The sequence below is a fragment of the Streptomyces sp. NPDC052109 genome (assembly GCF_040680195.1).
Classification (GTDB): Bacteria; Actinomycetota; Actinomycetes; order Streptomycetales; family Streptomycetaceae; genus Streptomyces.
On the sequence record NZ_JBFAWF010000028.1, the window covers coordinates 34,365 to 53,746 of the forward strand.

The 19,382-nt window shown below is 71.9% G+C and carries 17 protein-coding genes; 5 read left to right on the top strand and 12 right to left on the bottom strand.

Going from position 1 to position 19,382, the window contains the following annotated elements:
• Positions 1 to 17: 17 nt before the first annotated feature.
• Positions 18 to 1,562 (top strand): alpha/beta hydrolase, encoded by a 1,545-nt coding sequence (locus AB0L59_RS36630; RefSeq protein ID WP_365591106.1) that lies wholly within the window; start codon positions 18 to 20, stop codon positions 1,560 to 1,562.
• 374 nt (positions 1,563 to 1,936) lie between these two features.
• Here the strand turns inward: AB0L59_RS36630 and moeZ are convergent, their stop codons facing one another.
• The 12 genes from moeZ to AB0L59_RS36690 all read right to left on the bottom strand — a co-directional run bounded on the left by moeZ (position 1,937) and on the right by AB0L59_RS36690 (position 17,195).
• Positions 1,937 to 3,115, bottom strand: a complete 1,179-nt coding sequence (gene moeZ, locus AB0L59_RS36635) for an adenylyltransferase/sulfurtransferase MoeZ (protein WP_365591107.1) — start codon at positions 3,113 to 3,115, stop codon at positions 1,937 to 1,939.
• 63 nt (positions 3,116 to 3,178) lie between these two features.
• Positions 3,179 to 3,928, bottom strand: a complete 750-nt coding sequence (locus AB0L59_RS36640; protein WP_365591109.1) for a spherulation-specific family 4 protein — start codon at positions 3,926 to 3,928, stop codon at positions 3,179 to 3,181.
• Positions 3,916 to 4,875, bottom strand: a complete 960-nt coding sequence (locus AB0L59_RS36645; protein ID WP_365591110.1) for an NAD-dependent epimerase/dehydratase family protein — start codon at positions 4,873 to 4,875, stop codon at positions 3,916 to 3,918. The genes AB0L59_RS36640 and AB0L59_RS36645 overlap by 13 nt, the downstream gene beginning before the upstream one ends.
• A 379-nt stretch (positions 4,876 to 5,254) precedes the next feature.
• Positions 5,255 to 6,709, bottom strand: a complete 1,455-nt coding sequence (locus AB0L59_RS36650; RefSeq protein ID WP_365591112.1) for a hypothetical protein — start codon at positions 6,707 to 6,709, stop codon at positions 5,255 to 5,257.
• Entirely contained in the window at positions 6,709 to 8,415 is a 1,707-nt protein-coding gene (locus AB0L59_RS36655; RefSeq protein WP_365591113.1) for a DUF3492 domain-containing protein, read from the bottom strand. The genes AB0L59_RS36650 and AB0L59_RS36655 overlap by 1 nt, the downstream gene beginning before the upstream one ends.
• A gap of 202 nt (positions 8,416 to 8,617) precedes the next feature.
• Positions 8,618 to 10,210, bottom strand: coding sequence for an ABC transporter ATP-binding protein (locus AB0L59_RS36660; protein WP_365591115.1), 1,593 nt, complete (start codon positions 10,208 to 10,210; stop codon positions 8,618 to 8,620).
• Positions 10,207 to 11,205: an ABC transporter permease gene (locus tag AB0L59_RS36665; RefSeq protein WP_365591117.1), complete on the bottom strand. Its 999-nt coding sequence runs from the start codon at positions 11,203 to 11,205 to the stop codon at positions 10,207 to 10,209. Before AB0L59_RS36665 ends, AB0L59_RS36660 begins: the two co-directional genes overlap by 4 nt.
• Positions 11,202 to 12,239: an ABC transporter permease gene (locus AB0L59_RS36670; RefSeq protein WP_365591119.1), complete on the bottom strand. Its 1,038-nt coding sequence runs from the start codon at positions 12,237 to 12,239 to the stop codon at positions 11,202 to 11,204. The genes AB0L59_RS36665 and AB0L59_RS36670 overlap by 4 nt, the downstream gene beginning before the upstream one ends.
• 4 nt (positions 12,240 to 12,243) lie before the next feature.
• Complete coding sequence (locus AB0L59_RS36675; protein ID WP_365591120.1) at positions 12,244 to 13,962, bottom strand: ABC transporter substrate-binding protein; 1,719 nt, start codon at positions 13,960 to 13,962, stop codon at positions 12,244 to 12,246.
• A gap of 191 nt (positions 13,963 to 14,153) precedes the next feature.
• Positions 14,154 to 14,249 (bottom strand): Ms4533A family Cys-rich leader peptide, encoded by a 96-nt coding sequence (locus tag AB0L59_RS36680; protein WP_365591122.1) that lies wholly within the window; start codon positions 14,247 to 14,249, stop codon positions 14,154 to 14,156.
• A gap of 56 nt (positions 14,250 to 14,305) precedes the next feature.
• Positions 14,306 to 15,445: a DUF3152 domain-containing protein gene (locus AB0L59_RS36685; protein ID WP_365591123.1), complete on the bottom strand. Its 1,140-nt coding sequence runs from the start codon at positions 15,443 to 15,445 to the stop codon at positions 14,306 to 14,308.
• Positions 15,446 to 16,208: 763 nt separating this feature from the next.
• Positions 16,209 to 17,195 (bottom strand): alpha/beta hydrolase, encoded by a 987-nt coding sequence (locus AB0L59_RS36690; protein WP_365591125.1) that lies wholly within the window; start codon positions 17,193 to 17,195, stop codon positions 16,209 to 16,211.
• A 244-nt stretch (positions 17,196 to 17,439) separates the two neighbouring features.
• Between AB0L59_RS36690 and AB0L59_RS36695 the strand changes: the two genes are divergently transcribed.
• The 4 genes from AB0L59_RS36695 to AB0L59_RS36710 all read left to right on the top strand — a co-directional run bounded on the left by AB0L59_RS36695 (position 17,440) and on the right by AB0L59_RS36710 (position 19,266).
• Positions 17,440 to 17,664 (top strand): hypothetical protein, encoded by a 225-nt coding sequence (locus AB0L59_RS36695; RefSeq protein ID WP_365591126.1) that lies wholly within the window; start codon positions 17,440 to 17,442, stop codon positions 17,662 to 17,664.
• Positions 17,665 to 17,821: 157 nt separating this feature from the next.
• Complete coding sequence (locus AB0L59_RS36700; protein WP_069778840.1) at positions 17,822 to 18,463, top strand: TetR/AcrR family transcriptional regulator; 642 nt, start codon at positions 17,822 to 17,824, stop codon at positions 18,461 to 18,463.
• Positions 18,464 to 18,597: 134 nt separating this feature from the next.
• Positions 18,598 to 18,825 carry a DUF3107 domain-containing protein gene (locus AB0L59_RS36705; RefSeq protein ID WP_031163497.1) on the top strand — a complete coding sequence of 76 codons (228 nt, stop codon included), beginning with the start codon at positions 18,598 to 18,600 and terminating at the stop codon, positions 18,823 to 18,825.
• Between the two features lie 171 nt (positions 18,826 to 18,996).
• On the top strand, positions 18,997 to 19,266 hold the full coding sequence (locus AB0L59_RS36710) for a hypothetical protein (protein ID WP_365591128.1): 270 nt from the start codon (positions 18,997 to 18,999) through the stop codon (positions 19,264 to 19,266).
• Positions 19,267 to 19,382 lie beyond the last annotated feature (116 nt).

Consider the following 19,382-nt stretch of genomic DNA (forward strand, 5'->3'; position numbering starts at 1 on the left):
GCCCCCACGATGGGAGCATGGCGAACCCCTCCCGGCTGCGCGCCGCCGCCCTGGCGACCACTGCCGTGCTGCTGGCCGCTCCGCTGGCCGGGTGCAGCGACGGCACCAAGGACGGCGACCTCACGACGCAGAAGCTGGACTGGAAGGACTGCCCGGCTCCGTCCCAGGCCGAGGGCGGCGGCAGCGCCCCCTCGCCGCTGCCCAACGGCGGCACATGGCAGTGCGCCACCATGAAGGCGCCCCTGGACTGGAGCAAACCCAAGGGCGACACCATCGGCATCGCCCTGATCCGCGCCAGGGCCAGCGGCCCCGCGAGCAAGCGGATCGGCTCGCTCGTGTTCAACTTCGGCGGCCCCGGCGGCAGCGGCGTGAACACGCTGCCCGCCTTCGGCTCGGACTACGCCGCCCTGCGCACCCGCTACGACCTGGTGAGCTTCGACCCGCGCGGGGTCGGCCGCAGCGCGCCGGTGAAGTGCGAGAGCGACTCGGAGCTGGACTCGTACTTCCAGCAGGACGCGACACCCGACGACAGCCCCGAGCGCGCCCAGTTGCTGAACCGCACCAAGCAGTTCAACGAGGCCTGCGAGAAGAACTCCAAGAAGATCCTGCCGTACGTGGCGACCACGGACGCGGCCCGCGACATGGACCTGATGCGCCAGGTCCTCGGCGACGACAAGCTGCACTACTTCGGCATCTCGTACGGCACCCAACTCGGCGGCGTGTACGCCCACCTGTTCCCGAAGAACGTCGGCCGGGCCGTGTTCGACGCCGTCGTCGACCCCACGCAGAATCCCGAAGAAAGCGCACTCGGGCAGGCCAAGGGATTCCAGCTGGCCCTCGACAACTTCGCCGAGGACTGCACCTCGAAGACCACGGAATGCCCGATCGGCAACACCGCGCAGGACGTGAAGAACCGCATCGCGAAACTGCTGAACGACCTGGAGAAGAAGCCGATCCCCGGCATCGCACCGCGTCAGCTCACCCAGACCGTCGCGACGAACGGCATCGCCCAGTCCCTGTACTCCAAGGACTTCTGGGAGTACCTCACCGAGGGCCTCGAGCAGGCGTACGCCGGCGACGGCAGGGTCCTCATGCTGTTGTCCGACTCGATGAACGGCCGCAGCGAGGACGGCCAGTACAGCAACATCACCGCGGCGAACATCGCCATCAACTGCGCCGACGAGAAGCCGCGGTACACGGTCGACTACGTCCTGGGGAAGCTGCCCGAGTTCCGTGCCGCCTCTCCACTGTTCGGGGACTACCTGGCCTGGGGCATGGTCAGCTGTACCGACTGGCCCGTGGCGGGCGCCGCCGACCACCCCGACGTCAGCGCCCCCGGCTCGGCGCCCATCCTCGTCGTCGGCAACACCGGCGACCCGGCCACGCCGTACGAAGGGGCGAAGAAGATGGTGGACGCGCTCGGCAAGGGCGTCGCCGTCGAGCTGACGTACAAGGGCCAGGGGCACGGCGCGTACGACAGCAAGAACAAGTGCGTGCAGGGCGCGGTGAACGGCTACCTGCTGGACGGGACGGAGCCGAAGGTCGACACGGTGTGCTCCTGAAACACCCGAAGGCGCGTCCCGAAAACCCCCGCGACCTCGAAGAAACCGCTGGTCAGATGGTTATCCACAGGCTGTCACGGGCGCGGCTCGGAGTCCCTACCATGGCCTGAACGCCCGGCGCGGCACGACGCGACGGGCCTGTCAGGGGGGCACGTATGAGGGGATTCCTGTGCGGCCGCGGGAGGGGGCACGGGGGCGGCGAGGCTAAGGGGACGAGGGCGGCTCCCCCGCCGGCTCCGACGACGGGCCTGCCCGCCCTGACTCCAGGCCGTCCGAGATCACCCGACGCCGACCGACGACGAACGAAGCCCACGGCATCCGAGCAGCTCAGAGCCGTGGGCCTCTGCGGTCCAGCTGGTCAGCCGGACCGGTGATCAGTAGACCGGCTTGTGCGGTTCGATCTGGTTGACCCAGCCGATGACGCCGCCGCCGACGTGCACGGCGTCGGCGAAGCCGGCGGACTTCAGAACGGCGAGGACTTCCGCACTGCGGACACCCGTCTTGCAGTGCAGGACGATCTTCTTGTCCTGCGGGAGGCCCTCCAGGGCGGTGCCCATGAGGAACTCGTTCTTCGGGATCAGCCTGGCGCCCGGGATGGAGACGATCTCGTACTCGTTCGGCTCGCGGACGTCGATGATCTCGATGTTCTCGCCGTCGTCGATCCACTCCTTGAGCTGCTTCGGAGTGATCGTGGAGTCGGCGGCCGCCGCCTGGGCCTCCTCGGACACGACGCCGCAGAACGCCTCGTAGTCGATGAGCTCGGTGACGGTCGGGTTCTCGCCGCAGACCGCGCAGTTCGGGTCCTTGCGGACCTTGACCTGACGGTACGTCATCTCCAGGGCGTCGTAGATCATCAGGCGGCCGACCAGGGGCTCGCCGATGCCCGCGAGGAGCTTGATGGCCTCGTTGACCTGGATGGAGCCGATGGACGCGCACAGCACGCCCAGGACGCCGCCCTCGGCGCAGGAGGGAACCATGCCGGGGGGCGGGGGCTCCGGGTACAGGCACCGGTAGCAGGGGCCGTGCTCCGACCAGAAGACGGAGGCCTGGCCGTCGAAGCGGTAGATCGAACCCCACACGTACGGCTTGTTCAGCAGCACGCACGCGTCGTTGACCAGGTAGCGGGTCGCGAAGTTGTCCGTGCCGTCGACGATCAGGTCGTACTGGCTGAAGATGTCCATCACGTTGTCGGCTTCCAGCCGCTCCTCGTGAAGGATCACGTTCACGTACGGGTTGATGCCCTTGACGGTGTCACGGGCGGACTCGGCCTTGGAGCGGCCGATGTCGGACTGGCTGTGGATGATCTGGCGCTGCAGGTTCGACTCGTCGACCTCGTCGAACTCCACGATGCCGAGGGTGCCCACGCCCGCGGCGGCCAGGTACATCAGCGCCGGCGAGCCCAGGCCGCCGGCGCCCACGCAGAGCACCTTGGCGTTCTTCAGCCGCTTCTGCCCGTCCATGCCCACGTCGGGGATGATCAGGTGGCGGGAGTACCTGCGGACCTCGTCTACGGTGAGCTCAGATGCTGGCTCAACCAGGGGTGGCAGCGACACGGGGACTCCGTTGGTCGGTCAATCACTACAGTTGTTCTCCCTGTAACACTGCCACGGCCTTCTTCATTCCGAGACACCTGTTCCGATACTCGAGACGAGGTCGTCCCAGTAGCCGGGCATGGTCTCCCACGGGTCGGCGCGCCCGCCGCGGTCCGTGCGGTCGGTGAAGTAGATCGTCGCGGCCCCCTGCCAGCGGGCGATGCGCAGCGCCTCCTCCAGGTGCCCACGGGGCACGCCGTGCACGAAGTGGCAAAAGCGGTCCGGCGGATAGTCGGCGGTCCACTCGGCGACCTGCGACCAGCGGTATTCGGACCAGGGACCGGAGAAGGTCACCAGTTGGTCGGCGTTCTCCGCGTACCCGGGATGCGGATGGCTGCCGTGGCCGAGGACGATGTGGGCCGGGTCACTGATCGCCCGGAGTGTGGTGATCGCACGGCGAACCTCGGGGAGCTCGGTGCGGTCGGTGGGGCAGCGGTCCAGCAGGAAGCCGTCGACCCGGTACCAGTCGAGGTAGCGGTGGGCGTCGGAGAGCAGGTCGGCGAAGGCACGGGCGCCGTGGGTGAGGTCCAGGTGACCGAGGACGCGGACGCCCGCGCCCCGCAGCCGGCCCGCGGCCTCCAGACAGTGCGGGTCCGGGCGGGCGCCGGGGCCGGCGGCCACGTCGAGGACCACCCAGTCCAGTGGGGTGCCTGGGCGGGCGAGTTCGGCCCACTGGGCGGGGGCGACCAGCGGGTGGGCGTAACCGGGGACGCCGAGGGCGGTGCGCAGGCCGGTGCTCGTGGCGCCTGCTGTGGTGCTGGTCAGATGCGGCATGCCGCCTCCATCCAGATGTCGGCCAGGGATTCTTCGAGGTTGATACGGGGCCGCCAGCCGAGCCGGTCGCGCGCGGTGCGCACATCGGCCTGCTGCCAGCTGCCGCAGCCGTCCGGGTACGGGTACGCCATCGGGGCCGCGTGGTCGGAGTCGGCGCGGGGGTGGCCGATGGCGCTGCGCAGCGGACCGGGCGGGGCGTCGAGTTCGTGCAGCGCGCCGCCGTATCCGGCCACGCGGGCGAGGACGGCGGCGGCGTCGCGCAGACGGACGGCGCGGCCCGAGCCGATGTTGATGACGCCCTGCGCGGCGGAGAGCGAGGCCGCGTGCACGGCGCGGGCGACGTCGCGTACGTCGACGAAGTCGCGCTGGACGCCGAGACCGCCGAGTTTGAGTTCGCCGTCGCCGGACTGCATGGCCCGCCGCATCGCCTCGGCGAGGCGCCCCAGCGGGGAGCCGGCGGGGGTGCCGGGGCCGGCCGGGGAGAAGATGCGCAGCACGACGGCGTCCAGGCCGGAGCCGAGGACCAGTTCGGTCGCGGCGAGCTTGCTGACGCCGTACGGGCCGCCGGGGCGTGGTACGGCGTCCTCGGCCGTGGAGGAGCCGGGCTGGCTCGGCCCGTACTCGGCGCTGCACCCGATCTGGACCAGCCGGGCGCCGCAGCCGCTGCGGCGCAGGGCCTCGCAGACGGTGGCGACGGCCACGGTGTTGTGCCGGGTGAGTTCGCGGGCACCGCCACGGATGGCGCCGGCGCAGTTGACGACCACTCCGGGGTGCACGGCGTCGAGGAAGCGGGTGAGTGCGCCGGGGCTGCCGCTGGCGAGGTCGAAGCGGACGTCGGCGTCGTCGCCGCGGCCGAGCGCGGTGAGCTGGACGGCCGGGTCGGCGAGCAGGCGGTCGGCGACGAAGCGGCCGATGTACCCGTTGGCTCCGATCAGCAGAACCCTCATCGGACGGCCCCCGGGGTGTGCGGGCGGGCGTGACCGACGGCGCTGTGGACGCGGCTGGTGTGACTGCCGCGGCTCAGGCGCCGGAAGGGTTCGGTGCGGCTGACGAGGGCCGCGTGCCCGGACGGTCCGGCGGGCAGCGAAGGCCCGGCGGCCCAGGAGGCTGCGGTCGGTCCGCACGCTCTCGCCGTGCAGGCGGATCCGGTGGTTCCCCGGACTCCGGCTCCAGCGGTCCCGGCGGCTTCCGCGCCTGTGGCTGTTCCGGACGCGCCGGTGATTCCGGGGGCTCCGGACGCTCGGGGTCGGGAGGTGGTCATGAGGTGGTCTCCTTCAAACAGGGTGGTGCGGGTCGCCTCCGGCGCCGGTGCGGGCCTGAGGCGGATCACTCGGGGGCTCCCGTCGGCGCGTGCGCCGAGGCCTGGGTGAGGGTGCGCCCGGCGTGGAGCAGCAGGGCCAGCGCCGCGAGGCCGCAGGCCAGAGCCGGGACGGCGGCCTCCCCCCAGGCGTTCACGAGGGAGCGGACGGGGGCTGCCAGGACGGCGCAACCGGGCAGCCTCGCGGCCAGCGGCAGCGCGAGGGCCGCCGCCTCCGTGGCCGCCGCGGCACCGAGCGCCACGGCCGGGGCGTGCTGGTGGTGGTGCACGGTGAGCAGGCGGGCGAGCAGCAGCAGGGCGCCCAGGGCGAGGGCCTGCGGGTAGGCCGCGGGTTCGTGCAGGGCGCTGCCGGACACCAGGAGCAGGGCGGTCAGCGCGCCCAGGAACAGGGTGAAGACGCCGAACAGCAGCGGTTTGGCGGCCGCCGTGAAATCCTCCAGCCCCCTGCTCCCCGCGAGCCTGCGGCGGGCGCCCGCGGTGAGCAGATGGGCGCACCAGGCCGCGGGAGCGCAGGCCAGGGTGAGGGCCAGGGCGGGCGCGGTTGCCGTGGGCCAAGGGCCGTCCACGGCGCCGTTCGGCAGGGCGTCGGGGCCTCCCTCCAGGACGGCGCCCAGGAGACCGTCGCCGAGGAGGGCGTACCCGAGCAGCCAGAGTGTCCACGCGCGCGTGCCGTTCGCCGTGTGCCACGCGCGCGTGCCGGGCAGGCCGGCGAGGGGACCGTGGCGCAGTGCGGCACGTGCGGCGAGGGCGACGGCGAGGATGCCGGCGGCCGCGGCCAGGAGGCGAGGACGGCCGTGCGCGAGGCGCAGTCCGGTCACCGTGGCCGCGCCCAGGACACCGGGCAGCAGGGTCAGCAGGATCCAGTCCGGGCGCACCCGGGGTGCGGGCAGGAGCTCGGTGTCCGGGCTTTGCCCACCGCTGCGCGGCACGCGCGCGTACAGCTCCTCGGCGAGCGAGAAGACGTCGCGGTGGCGGAATCGGGCGGCGGTCCGGTCGGTGACGCCGTGCGCCTCCAGCCCGGCGGCGATCTCCAGCGGGTCCACGGCCCGCTCGCACAGCTCACGGTGCCGGTGCAGCAGGGCTTTCACGGGGTCGGCGGCTCCGCGCCGGGGGGCGGCGACGCGCCGCTCGCCCGGCTCCGGGCCGCCCGCAGAGGCGTTGCCGGACCGTGAGCCGACCGGCCTCCCGTGGTCGGAGTCGTGGGTCCACTCCTGTGACCGCGAGTCCCAGGGTTCGGCAGTGCTCGGCATCCCGGGCAGGTCCGGCGCGGCCGGCGCACTCGCCACCCGACGGCCGTCAGCCCAGACCTCCGGAACAGCAGCCGGACCCGGGCCGCCGGCCCCGTCCGACATCCCGGCGCCCAGCGCGCCGAGCCCGTCCGGTTCCCTCCTCGTGCCCCGTTCGCTCAACTCGCCCACCGTCCCTTCGCGGTGCCCGTCGGCGCGGTCGTCCCGTTCGCCCATCACGCCCCCTCCGCAGCAGCCAGTGGTGTCGCGCGTACCGGTGGGGCCGTGGCCCAGCCGGGAAGGGCGCGGGGCAGGACGCGGGCCGTGTGGCCGGTCCAGCGGCCGGGGACGTGGGACTCGGCCGGGGCGGCGAACGGCAGTGGCTCGCCGGCCTCGTCGAGGACGACGCGGCGGACCGGACAGTGCGAGACGATCCGCAGGTAAATGCCGTGAAATGCCGCGATGTTCTGCTCGACGGTGAATAGTTCGAGCGCCCGGGCGCGCGCGGCGGCGCCGAGCCGCTCACGGCGCTCGGGGTCGCGCAGCAGCGCCACACAGGCTTCGGCGAGCGCCCGCGGATTGCGCGGCGGCACGACGAGTCCGGTGCCCCCGATGACCTCCACCACCGCCCCGACGTCGGTGGACACCGTGGCCCGGCCGCAGAACATGGCCTCGATGAGACCGATGGGGAAGCCCTCGACCACGCTGGACAGCACGACGATCGCGCCGGCGGCGTACACCTCGGGCAGGGCAGGGGCCTCCGGGTCGCCGATCTCCTCGAAGGAGACCGGGTTGTCGCCGACGGCGTGCACGCCCTCCGCCTCGTCCGGGAAGAGCTGCGCGGCCAGCGCCCGGCAGTGGCCGAGATAGGCCGCGCCCTCGGGGCCGGAGGGCGCGCCGACGATCCTCAGGCGTGCCTTGGGCTCCTCCCTGCGCACCTCCGCGAAGGCGTGCAGCAGCGAGATCAGGTCCTTGGCGGGTTCGACGCGCCCCACCCAGACCAGCGTGTCCGGGTCGGCGCGGTCGGGGGCCTCGCCGACCTCCGCGAAGCGGGCGGCGTCCATGCCCGGGTGGACCGTCCGGATCCGGGCCCGCTCGGCGCCGCACCGTTCCTGCCAGCGGCGGGCGTGCGCGTTGCCGGGGGTGAGGATCTCGGCCCGTCCGTAGACCTCGGCGGCGAGCCGGACGTGGAAGGCGCCGAGCAGCGCCCGTACGGCGGGGGCGGCGGTGTCGGGGCCGAGCGTCAGGTAGTGGGAGCGCAGCTGCACGCCGTATTCGGTGACGAGCAGCGGTACGCCGGAGAAGTGCCGCGCGAGCAGCCCGGGAAGGGCGGCGGGTCCGCCGGCCGCGGCGTGGCAGAGGTCGACGGCACCGAGTTCGTCGTCGCCGTACCAGTCGAGGGAGAGGGGGCGTAGGGCGCGCTCGAGGTGCGCGGCGACGGTGAGCAGGTCGGGTACGCGCGCCTCGCGCGCCGTGCGCAGCGCGCCGGGGGCGCGACAGGCGCGTTCGAGGGTGCGTACGGCGGCGTCCGAGCGCAGCGCACCGACGAGTCCGCGCTCCTCCCGGGCGAGTTCGGCCAGTCCGTACAGCGCGCTGCCGAAACGGTCCGGCAGATCCGCCGGACCGCCCTCGGGGGCGGTGTCCGCCCCTGTCCCGGCGCACAGCGCTTCGACCAGTTCCGCGTAGTGCTCGGCGAAGCGCCGGCGCGTGCGCCGCCCGTACACGACCCCGTCGTCCTCGGCCGTCCACAGCGGCGCCGTACGCACCCGGCCGACGTGCGGCGGGAGCGCGACCCAGCCGTCGTCCTCCTGGCGTCGGCTGCGACTGAGCGCGTAGATGTCGAACTCGTGCTGCTCGAGCCCGCGCACGAGCCGGTCGCACCAGAGTCCGGCGTCACCGCTCACATACGGGTAGCCACCCTCCGTAAGCAGTCCGATGCGCACGTGTGCACCCCCGATCTCCCGTCTGGGGAGCCGCCGTTCGTCCCGGCGGCTCGCAGCGGGACGAACGTAAGGGGACAAGACGGTGGCGCGACGGACGGTTGTCCATCGCGCCACCAAAAGGGGTGAACGGCCGTAACTTTCACGTGCGGGTCGCGTTCCGTCGCGCTAGGGTTTCAGCGCGTCATCGCTCATGCACGAAACGTTACGCCACGGCCGGTTCACCCCGGGCCACGCGCCGCTGGGCCGCCAGCTCGGGATCGAGCGCGGGCACGGCGGCCAGGAGCTGCCGGGTGTACGGCTCGCGCGGACTGTCGTAGACCTCGTCCGCCGGCCCGTGCTCGACGACCCGGCCCCGGCGCATCACCGCGACCCGGTCGCTGACCTGGCGCACGACGGCGAGGTCGTGCGCGATGAAGACCAGCGCGAGGCCGAGTTCCCGCTGGAGTTCGCCGAGCAGCTGAACCACCCGGGCCTGTGTGGTCACGTCGAGCGCGGAGACCGGCTCGTCGCACACGATGACGCGCGGTTCGGCGGCGAGCGCCCGGGCGATGCCGATGCGCTGCCGCTGCCCACCGCTGAACTCATGCGGGTAACGGTCGTAGTGCGCTCTTTCGAGCCCCACGCGTTCCAGCAGTTCCGTCACGCGCCCCCGGATGCGCTCCTCGTCGCGTTCCCCACGCGCGCGAAGCGGGTCGGCGATCGATTCGCCGACGCTGCGGCGGGGGTTGAGGGAGGAGACGGGGTCCTGGAAGACCATCTGCACGGCCGGGTTCACGCCGGTGTGCGGACGGTCCTCGTAGCGGATCGTGCCGGCGGTCGGCTCCAGCAGCCCGACGAGCATCCGGCCGAGTGTGGTCTTGCCGCTGCCGCTCTCTCCGACCACGCCGAGGGTCTCGCCGCGGCGGACGGTCAGCGAGACGCCGTCCACGGCCGCGAACGCCCGCCGGCCGCGGCCGAACTCGCGCCGTACTCCGGTGGCCTCCAGCACGACCTGGCCGGAGGCCCGGGAGCCGGTGCGGCGGGCGTCCACGCGCGGGACGGCGTCGAGGAGTTCGCGGGTGTAGGCCTCGGCCGGCGCCGCGAGGACCGTGCCGACCGGGCCGCGCTCGACAGCCCTGCCGTGCCGCATGACGAGGACGTCGTCCACGCTCTCGGCGGCGACGCCCACGTCATGGGTGACGAGCAGCAGGCCCATGCCGGTCTCCTCGCGCAGCGTGTGCAGCAGATCGAGGATCTGGGCCTGGACGGTGACGTCGAGGGCGGTGGTCGGCTCGTCTGCGATCAGCAGGTCCGGTTCGCAGGCCAGGGCCATGGCGATGAGGGCACGCTGACGCATGCCGCCGCTGAACTCGTGCGGGCGGGACCGGGACCGCCGCACCGCGTCCGGAATTCCAACCCGCTCCAGCACGTCCACGGCACGCGCGCGTGCGCTGCGACGCGACACGCGCGCGTGCACGCGATAGACCTCGGCGATCTGGTCGCCGATCGCGTAGTACGGATCCAGCGACGACAACGGGTCCTGGAAGACCATGGCGGCCTTGGCGCCGCGTAGCCGCCGCAGCTCCTCGTCGGAGGCCGTCCGTACGTCCGTGCCGGCGACGCGGACCGAGCCGCCCACCCGGGCTCCGGTGCCCCGGTGCAGGCCCAGCAGGGCGCCCGCGACCGTGGACTTGCCGGAGCCGGACTCGCCGACGAGGGCCAGCGCGGCGCCCTTCGCCAGGCTGAAGGAGAGTCCGTCCACGGCCCGCAGCGACCCGAACTCGACGGTCAGGTCCGTGACTTCCACCAGGCTCATTGGAGTACCACCCGTCGGTCGGCCACCGCGTACAGGACGTCCGCGACGGCGTTGGCGAGGACCACGAAGAAGCCGATGACCAGGACCATGCCGACGACCACCGGCAGGTCGACGACGTTCACCGCGTGCACCAGCTCCTGGCCGATGCCGGGCAGCCCGAAGAGGGTCTCGGTGAGGACGGCACCGCCGACGGCCGAGCCGACGTTGTTGGCGTTCAGCGCGATCACGGGCGCCAGGGCGCCGCGCAGGGCGTGCCGGCCGACGATGGAACGCTCCGCGACGCCGTAAGCCCGGAAGGTGCGGATGTGGTCCTCGGCGAGGGTCTCCAGCATGGCGGCACGGGTGAGGCGGGCGAAGGCCGCCGCCTCGATCAGGGCGAGCGAGAGCCAGGGCAGCAGCAGGTTCCACGCCCACTGTTCGGGATCGTCCGAGAAGTTCACGTACTGCGGGAACGGCAGCAGCTGCAGCTCGCCGCAGACGACGATCATCAGGACCAGGCCGATGACGAAGACGGGCGTGGCCGTGCCCGCGAGGGTGATCGCGGTCAGCACGCGCTCGGAGACGCGGCCGCGCCGCCACGCGGACAGCACACCGGTGCCGACGCCGAGGACGAGCCACACCACCATGCCGCCGAGGACCAGCGACAGGCTGACCGGCAGCTTGGTCATGATGATGTCCAGGACCTGCTGGTCGGTCTGGTACGACTCTCCCAGGCAGGGCGCCGCGCAGTGCACGACCGAGGTGCCCGTGGAGAAGTCCTGGCCGACGAGGAGCCCTTCCAGGAAGTGCCAGTAGCGCAGGTAGAGGGGGTCGCCCAGCTTCAGCTGCTCGGCGACCTGGTGCACCTGTTCCGGGGAGCAGCGCGGGCCGCAGGTGATCTGGGCGACGTTGCCGGGGGTGACGTAGAAGACGACGTACACGATCACCGAGATGGCGAGCAGGGTGACCACCACGCCCAGGGCGCGGCGCAGCAGGAATCCGCCGAGGCCGCTCATGCGGTTGCCTCCTTGTCGGTCGCGCCCTGCCGGCCGGTGTCCTCGGTCGCGGTGGACTTCTTGCGGCCGGTGCCGACGCGCAGGCGGGAGGCGGCGCGCGGGTCGAGGGCGGTGCGCACGCCGTCGCCGAGGACGGTGAGGGCGAGAACGGTGACGAACAGGGCGCCGGCCGGCAGCAGCAGGTACTGCGGCGCGGCCTGGTACCAGACGTCCGCCGCGGTCAGCATCTGTCCCCAGGACGGGGTGGGCGGCTTCACACCGACGCCGAGGAAGGACAGCGCGGCCTCGACGGAGATGTTCGTGGGCACCAGTAGCGCGGCGTACGTGATGATGGGGGCGGCCAGGCCGGGCAGCAGTTCGCGGCGGGCGACCCGCCAGGAACCCCAGCCGCTGAGCCGGGCGGCGGAGACGTGGTCGAGCCCCTTCAGGGAGAGTGTCTGGGCCCGCACGATCTTCGCGATGTTGCCCCAGGCGATCAGCCCGATGACGAGGGTGACCAGGACCGGCCGCGGGAAGCTCGACGGCACGATCGCCAGCAGGGCCAACGACATGATCATGAGCGGCATCGACACGATGATGTCCGTGGCGCGGCTCAACAGTTGATCAACCCATCGGTTGCCCAGCGCGGAGGCCACGCCGACCGCGACCCCGATGGCGACCTGCACCACCGTGGCCGCGAGCGCGACCCCCAGGGACACCCTCGCCCCGTAGACCAGGCGGGCGAACAGGTCGCGTCCGGTCTGCGGTTCCACGCCCAGCCAGTGGTCGGCGCTCATGCCGCCCAAGGAGCCGATGGGCACGCCTCCGCGCGCGGAGTCGATCAGGGACGGGTGGTACGTGGTGGGGTCCTGGCCCTCCAGAGCGGTGAGCAGCGGCGCGGCGAGCGCGGTCAGCACGAGCAGCGCGACGACGGCGGCGGCGACCAGGGCGGCGCGCTGCGCCAGCAGCCGCCGCCAGAACTGACGGGCCCCCGAGGCGGCCGGGACGGACGACTCCGTCCCGGCGGCCTCGACGGCGACAAGTGCCTCGCTCACGGCGCTACTTCACCGCGACCTGGGAGATGTCCAGCACACCGGTCCAGTCGCTGATGACGATGTTCTTGACGTCCTTGCCGTACAGCCGCTTGTAGACCGGGTGGAACAGCGGCACGACGAGGGCCTTCTCACCGATCTTCCGGTCCAGCGCGCCCCATCGCTTGGCAGCGGCGTCAAGGTCGGTCAACTTGTTGATTGCGTCAATCTCGTCATTGACCGACTTGTCGTTGAGCAGGCCCGTGTTGAAGTTCGCGCCGTCCTTGACGATCTGCCGGCCATCGAAGATCGGGGCGAGGAAGGGACCGCCGGAGGGCCAGTCGGCACCCCAGTGCGCGAGGAAGAAACCGGGCTCGGTCTTCACGCTGTGGATCTTGTCCCGGTAGTCGTTGTCCTCCAGCCCCTGGAGCTTGACGGTGATGCCGGCCTTCTTCAGCGCGTCCTGGACGGCGGTCGCGATCTCCGGGCTGGTCTCGAAGTCCTTGGCGTTGGAGTGGGTCAGCGTGACGGTGAGCCCGTTCTTGTAACCGGCCTGCGCGAGCAGTTCCTTGGCCTTGGCCGGGTTGCCGGAGGCGCCCGCCGGGAACGGGTCGTACGACGTGTAGCCGAACGACTTCTGGTTGGGCAGGAAGGTGGTCGCGGGCTCGGCGAGCGCGCTGCCGCCGGCCGCGTTGACCACCGAGGACCGGTCGACGGCGTAGGCGATCGCCTGCCGCACCTTCGGGTTGTCGAACGGCTTCACGGTCGGGTTGAACGCGATGTAGTTCGTGTAGCCGAAGTGGCCGGTGCCCACGCGTGAGGCGAGCTCCTCGTCGCCGCTCACCTTGGCGAGTTCGGCCGGGCCGAGGTTGGTGTCCGTGGTGACCGCCGCCGCGTCCGCGCCCTGGGACGCGGACAGCCGCTGGTTGATCACGGAGGAGTCGAGGCCGGAGCGGACGTCGATCGTGTCCGGGTAGGCCTTGCGCTCGTCGTCGGTGGCCGCCGACCAGTACGTGTTGCGGGTGAGGACGAGGTGCTCGCCGTCGTTCTCGTTCCTGACGACCTTGTAGGGGCCGGACGAGATCGGGTGCTCCTCGTACTTGGTGCCGTCGTCCTTGCTCCTGGGCACCGGGGTGAACTGCGTCTGCGTGGCGAGGTACGGGAATTCGCCCTCGGGCTTGTCGAGATGGAAGACGATGGTCCGCGCGTTCGGCGTCTCGATCGCCGAGAGCCCCTTCTTGTCCTTGTACGGCCCTTGGTAGTCGGCCGCGCCGACCAGCCAGTCCCGCAGGTAGGGCGCGCCGCCGGAGAGCTCGGGGGCGAAGGAGCGCTCGATGCCGTACTTGATGTCGGCCGAGGTGATCGGGGTGCCGTCCTCGTACCTGAGGCCCTTCTTCAGGGTGTACGTCCACACGGTCGCGTCCTTGTTGGGGCGCCCGGTGTCGGTGGCGAGGTCGGGGACGACCTTGGATCCGGCCGTGCCGTTCTCGCGGTTGCGCGTGGTGAGGGTGCGGAAGACCAGCGAAGGGACGTTTCCGCCGCCGGAGGTGTAGAGGCGGGCGGGGTCGAAGTCGGTCTGCGGCTCGGAGTTCAGCACGGTGAGGGTGCCGCCCTTGTGGGGCGTGGAGTCACCACCGGAGCCCTTGGCATCGTGGTCCTTGGGGCCGCAGGCGGCGGCGCCCGCTGCCACGACCAGGCTGACGGATGCCGCTGCCACGCGGCGCGCTATGACGGACGGTTGACGCATCGGAATGACGACCTCTCGCGGTGACGTGACGGGGTTGATCGAGGACTTCTCGAAATGTGAGACATGTGGACAAGGAGTGAGACGACTGCGAGCAGACGTCGACCCCGGCGCCGGGTCGTCGAAAAACGCCGTGACACGGTCACGGACGAAAGGAGAGAGAAAGGTCGCGACGCGAGCGCCGGGGGGCGGCGTCAGCGACAGGCGATGTCGGCCACGCAGAGTGCGGTCACGCCGATGAGCGCCAGCTCGATGGCTGCGCTCTCACGGACGGCATGACTAGACCACATGCGCAGAAATATGAACGACCTTGCAGCTCATGTCAATGTGACATAAGCGATGCCTGTCAACTCCCGGGATACGGCCAGGGGTTGGGCAGACAGTGGATCCCGTCATGATCCAGGAACTTGGTCTGCTGCTGCATGACAGGGGCGAGATCACCGTTCTTCTGGCACGTCACGTGGCCGTGGCCGAGCCGGTGACCGACCTCATGGTTGATCAACATCTGCCGATAGGCGTGGATTTTGTTCCCATATGTCTTACTGCCCTGGGCCCACCTGTATGCATTGATCATCACTCGTTCGGTGGCGGCCGAGTCGCAGGATACGTTGTCCTCCGTGGTGTCCAGCCCGGACTTGGCGCACCACTTGGCGGTCGTGCCGGGGCTGGCCAGCGTGATGACGAAGTCGGGCTTGCCGGAAGAGATCCGCTCGAAGGTGCGGGCGCCGCCGTGGGCCCAGCTGCGGTCGTCGTTCAGGGTCTTCTGCACGGCCTCGGCGAACAGCTCGCCGTCCAGGCCCAGCCCCTGCTCGACGTCCACGCGGTAGGTGTACTTCTGCCCCTTGCCGGGTGCCTTGGCGAAACCGCGCACCGTCGCGAACTTCCCCGAGCCCTTCAGTGTGGCGCTCAGCGGGTACGTCCGGTCCATCTTCTGCTCGTACGACAGCGACACCGCGCCCGGCGAGGCAGAAGGCGTCGCACCCGGGGGGCGTGCGTCGCGGGCCTGGTCGGTGGCGGACTGCGACTGTACGGCGCCACCGTCGTGCTTCCCGGTCACCTGGCCGGCGACGACCACCGCGAGCACGGTGGTCACGGCGGCCGCGGCGACGCCGGTGAAGGTCCGCCCCTTGCGGGAACGCTGCGCGGGCAGGCCGACGGGGCCCGGGGCGGCCCGGCCGACGGGGGGCGCGTCACCGCCGTGCGCCTCCGGCGCGTCGGCCGGGTGCTCCTCGGCGGGGCGGGGGACGGGCTTGCCTGGACGAGGCGCGAAGACGTCGACGTCGTCCTCCAGGCCGACACCGCCGTGGCGTCCGTCGCGCCCCTCGGCGAAGGCGTCGAGGTATTCCTGCCGCGGCGCGGCCGGCCGCTGCCGCGGAAGCGAGACGCCGGGGCCGGCCGCCCCCGCATGCTCCCCCCATCCGCCGCCGGCTTCCCGCTGCTCGGGGTGCCCACCACGAGCGGAAGCACCCTCCCGCAGCCGGGGCACGCCGTGCGCGGGGGTACCGTCCGAAAGCCTCGGGACGTCCTGCGCGGGCGTGCCGTCCGGAAGCCGAGGCGCACCCTGCCCGGGAGTGCCATCGGGCAGACGCGGCACACCCCGCACCGGCGCACCGCCACCGAAACGCGGCACCCCCCGCGCAGGCGTACCGTCCGCAAACCTCGGGACGCCGTGCCCGGGCGTGCCATCGGGAAGCCTCGGGACGCCCTGCGCGGGCGTGCCCTCCGGAAGCCGAGGCGCACCCTGCCCCGGAGTGCCATCGGGCAGACGCGGCACACCCCGCACCGGCGCACCGCCACCGAAACGCGGCACCCCGTGCGCAGGCGTACCGTCCGCAAACCTCGGGACGCCGTGCCCGGGCGTGCCATCGGGAAGCCTCGGGACGCCCTGCGCGGGCGTGCCGTCGGGGCGGGCCGGCGGTCCTTGCCGCGGATGACCGGCAGGAGCGGCGCCACCCGTGGGTGCCTGTCGCTGCCCGGGCAGCACCGGCCGCCCGCCGCCCGCGGCAGCCACACCGAGTCCGCCCGGAAGGCCGGCCCGGCCCGGCGCGTCCGGCGGCCCCGGAACACCCTCGGCCCCTTGAACGCCCTCAGCACCTCCCCCGTACGGCGCGCCCGGACCGCTGCTCCGGTCCGGGAGGTCCCGACTGTTGCCCGGACGGACGGCCGCCTGTTCCGTGCGCCCTCCCTTTATGTCCGCGGCGTCGCCCTTGGGGGCCGGGCCGCGGCGGCTGTGGCGTCCCACGCCGGCCTCAGCTCCCCGCGCCCGAGCCGGCGGTGCCGTCCCCGGTCTCCGCGAGGAGTTCCCGGAACGCCGTGGCCACCACGTCCGGGTACTCCATCATCGCCACGTGTCCGGCGTCCGGCAGGGACAGCAGGCGGGAGTCGCGGAAGGCGCGGGCGGCCCGGTGGGCCATGCGGAAGCCGACGAGCTGGTCACGGCCGCCGTAGATCAGCAGGGTCGGCGCGAGGACGCGCTCGGCCTGGCGCCACAGCCCGTGCTGCCCACCGAGCGTGTAGGCGTTGACGATCCCGCGGGCGGAACGGGCCATCGCGTCCCAGAAGTACGGCAGCTGCAGCCGCCGTTCGAGCTCCTCCACGGCGTGCTGGAACGCCTCGGCCGACACCCGGCCGGGGTCGCCGTAGCAGAGCCCCAGGACGCCGCGGACCCGCTGCTCCGCCGTCCACTCCTTGGTGAACCGGGTGAACAGGGCGGCGACACCGGGCACGCCGAGCAGCGCGGTCGGGGCCGCGCTGCGCTGGATGCGCAGCTCCGGCAGGGCGGGTGACACCAGGGTGAGCGTACGGACGAGATCGGGCCGTACGGCGGCGACGCGGGTGGCGACGGCGCCGCCCAGCGAGTTGCCGAACAGGTGGACCGGTCCGCGCCCTGCCGCGTCGAGATGGCGGATCACCGCGCGCGCGTGCCCGGTGACCGAGTAGTTCCCGTCGTCCGGGGGCGGCGAGTCGCCGAAACCGGGCAGGTCGACCGCCTCGCTGTCGACGACGCCGTCCAGCTCGGCCATGAGCGCCGACCAGTTCTGCGAGGAACCGCCGAGCCCGTGGACGTACAGCGCGGGCGGCAGGCCCTCGCGCGTGGGAGGGCGGGAACGGATCGACAGGGTGACCCCGGGCAGTCCCACGGACCGCAGCCGCTCGCCCTCGCCGACCCGGACGGGCGCCACCCTCGGAAGCGCACTGCTGGCGGCCGGCACGGATGGCGACTCGGTCGAAGACATGCGGCAATGTTACGAGGTGATCACACCGAGGTTCATGTGGTGGCCGTCACAGACTGGACCGTGGGCGACGGGTGAACCCGACGACTGCCGGCGGACCTTACGCCACTGGTGAACACCGGTGAACACGGGCAACAAACGGACGAGACGGCATGGCGTCCGGATCAGCTGTCTCCTAGGCTCGTACAGAGGGCACCCGCATGTGGCCCCTGCTGCTTCAGGGACATTCGTAGGAAGGGAGCCCACCATGGCCTATGACCCCACCGAGCCCGACATGATCGAGGACCTGGAGACCGACGCGGCCCCGGAGATCGACGTCGAAGCCAACGAGGTGGACGCCGCCGAGCAGCACGCCGACCTCGCCCCGGACCGTGACGACCCCCTGACGGGCATGGACGCGGACCGCGCGAGCGAGGGCGATCTGGTCGAACAGGCGCGTGTGGTCTCGCTCGACGAGGACGACTACCGCTGACCTCCGCCGACTTCTGCGGCCGCACGAGGTGTCCGCTGCGGCTTTCGCCACCGTCCGGTACGTGAAATTCTGCGCTCGCACCGCGCACACCACGGTTACCGAAAAGTACGATGGCCGCGCGGCCTACACCGCGATATGGACGACCTTGGGAGGCGGCGTGACAGCCATCGAGCAAACTGAGGCAGCACGCCCGCGTGGCACGCGTCTGCCGCGCCGAGCCCGACGGAACCAGCTGCTGGGCGCCGCCCAGGAGGTTTTCGTCGCGCAGGGCTATCACGCGGCGGCGATGGACGACATCGCCGAACGGGCCGGCGTGAGCAAGCCGGTGCTCTACCAGCACTTCCCCGGCAAGCTCGACCTCTACCTCGCCCTGCTGGACCAGCACTGCGAGTCGCTGATCCAGGCCGTGCGCAGCGCGCTGGCCTCGACGACCGACAACAAGCAGCGCGTCCGGGCGACCATGGACGCCTACTTCGCGTACGTCGAGGACGACGGCGGCGCCTTCCGGCTGGTCTTCGAGTCGGACCTGACGAACGAGCCCGCGGTGCGCGAGCGTGTCGACAAGGTCACGAACGACTGCGCCGAGGCGATCTGCGACGTCATCGCCGAGGACACGGGCCTGTCGCGCGCGGAGTCGATGCTGCTCGCCTCCGGCCTCGGCGGTCTCGCCCAGGTGGTGGCCCGTTCCTGGCTGCACAGCGACCGCAGCGTGCCGCGCGACCAGGCGGTGCAGCTGCTGACCTCGCTGGCCTGGCGGGGCATCGCCGGCTTCCCGCTGCACGGCAGCGAACACCACTGACCGCCGTTTGTTCCCGGCGGCTGTTCGCTGTTGGCGTGCCGACCCGCAGCCTGTACGTCCCCTCACCGGGCTAATGTGTGCTGGGTACGGCGCGGAAGATCGCGCACATCACTGACCGTCGGAGGGACATAGCCGTGGAGGTCAAGATCGGCGTGCAGTACGCGCCCCGCGAGATCGTTCTGGAGAGCGGTCAGAGCGTCGAGGAGGTCGAGCGCCTGGTGAGCGACGCGCTGGCCGGAAAGACGCAGCTGCTGAGCCTGCAGGACGAGAAGGGCCGCAAGGTCTTGGTGCCGACGGACCGTCTGGCGTACGTGGAGATCGGCGAGCCGACCGTGCGCAAGGTGGGCTTCGGCACCCTGTAGGCCGACGTCGTGGGAAGGGCCCGGCGGCCGTGTGCCGCCGGGCCCTTCCACATGGGGAGTGCACACAGTCGGAGCACAACTCCTGCACAGCGGAGGATTGCACTCCGCAGGTCACGGGTATGACGGGCTACGAGCGCATGTGGACAGCCCGGCCGTGGGAGGGACCCCGACATGATCCTGGAAGCACTCGCGTCCGCAGTGCTCGGTCTGATCCTCGCCTGGGCGGCGGCACACCGTCTGTCCCACCGGCTGCCGGCGCGCCCGCTGGTCCTGTGCACGGGCGTCACCGGAGCCCTCTTCGGCGACTTCGTCACCCACACCGCCCTCGGCCCCGGCACCGCCTGGCTGAGCCTCGTGGGCGCAGCGATCATCTCGGCGGCATCCCTGTCCCTGCTCCTGCGCCCGGCGGGGCGCCTGCGCCGACGATCATTGGTGGCGTAGAAAGCCGCACTTGTCGGAAGGCGGCGGAAGTCGCGTCCCGAAGGGGCGGGGCTGTGTGGGCCGTCCGGCTCCCCCGCGGGGCGCGACCAGACGCGCCCCGCAGCCGCGACAGCGGC

Bases quoted from the DNA above. Each gene is read 5' to 3' on its own strand.
- AB0L59_RS36630 (WP_365591106.1), top strand. From the start codon at position 18: ATGGCGAACCCCTCCCGGCTGCGCGCCGCCGCCCTGGCGACCACTGCC.
- AB0L59_RS36640 (WP_365591109.1), bottom strand. From the start codon at position 3,928: ATGCCGCATCTGACCAGCACCACAGCAGGCGCCACGAGCACCGGCCTG.
- AB0L59_RS36645 (WP_365591110.1), bottom strand. From the start codon at position 4,875: ATGAGGGTTCTGCTGATCGGAGCCAACGGGTACATCGGCCGCTTCGTC.
- AB0L59_RS36650 (WP_365591112.1), bottom strand. From the start codon at position 6,709: ATGGGCGAACGGGACGACCGCGCCGACGGGCACCGCGAAGGGACGGTG.
- AB0L59_RS36660 (WP_365591115.1), bottom strand. From the start codon at position 10,210: ATGAGCCTGGTGGAAGTCACGGACCTGACCGTCGAGTTCGGGTCGCTG.
- AB0L59_RS36665 (WP_365591117.1), bottom strand. From the start codon at position 11,205: ATGAGCGGCCTCGGCGGATTCCTGCTGCGCCGCGCCCTGGGCGTGGTG.
- AB0L59_RS36675 (WP_365591120.1), bottom strand. From the start codon at position 13,962: ATGCGTCAACCGTCCGTCATAGCGCGCCGCGTGGCAGCGGCATCCGTC.
- AB0L59_RS36680 (WP_365591122.1), bottom strand. From the start codon at position 14,249: ATGTGGTCTAGTCATGCCGTCCGTGAGAGCGCAGCCATCGAGCTGGCG.
- AB0L59_RS36690 (WP_365591125.1), bottom strand. From the start codon at position 17,195: ATGTCTTCGACCGAGTCGCCATCCGTGCCGGCCGCCAGCAGTGCGCTT.
- AB0L59_RS36695 (WP_365591126.1), top strand. From the start codon at position 17,440: ATGGCCTATGACCCCACCGAGCCCGACATGATCGAGGACCTGGAGACC.
- AB0L59_RS36710 (WP_365591128.1), top strand. From the start codon at position 18,997: ATGATCCTGGAAGCACTCGCGTCCGCAGTGCTCGGTCTGATCCTCGCC.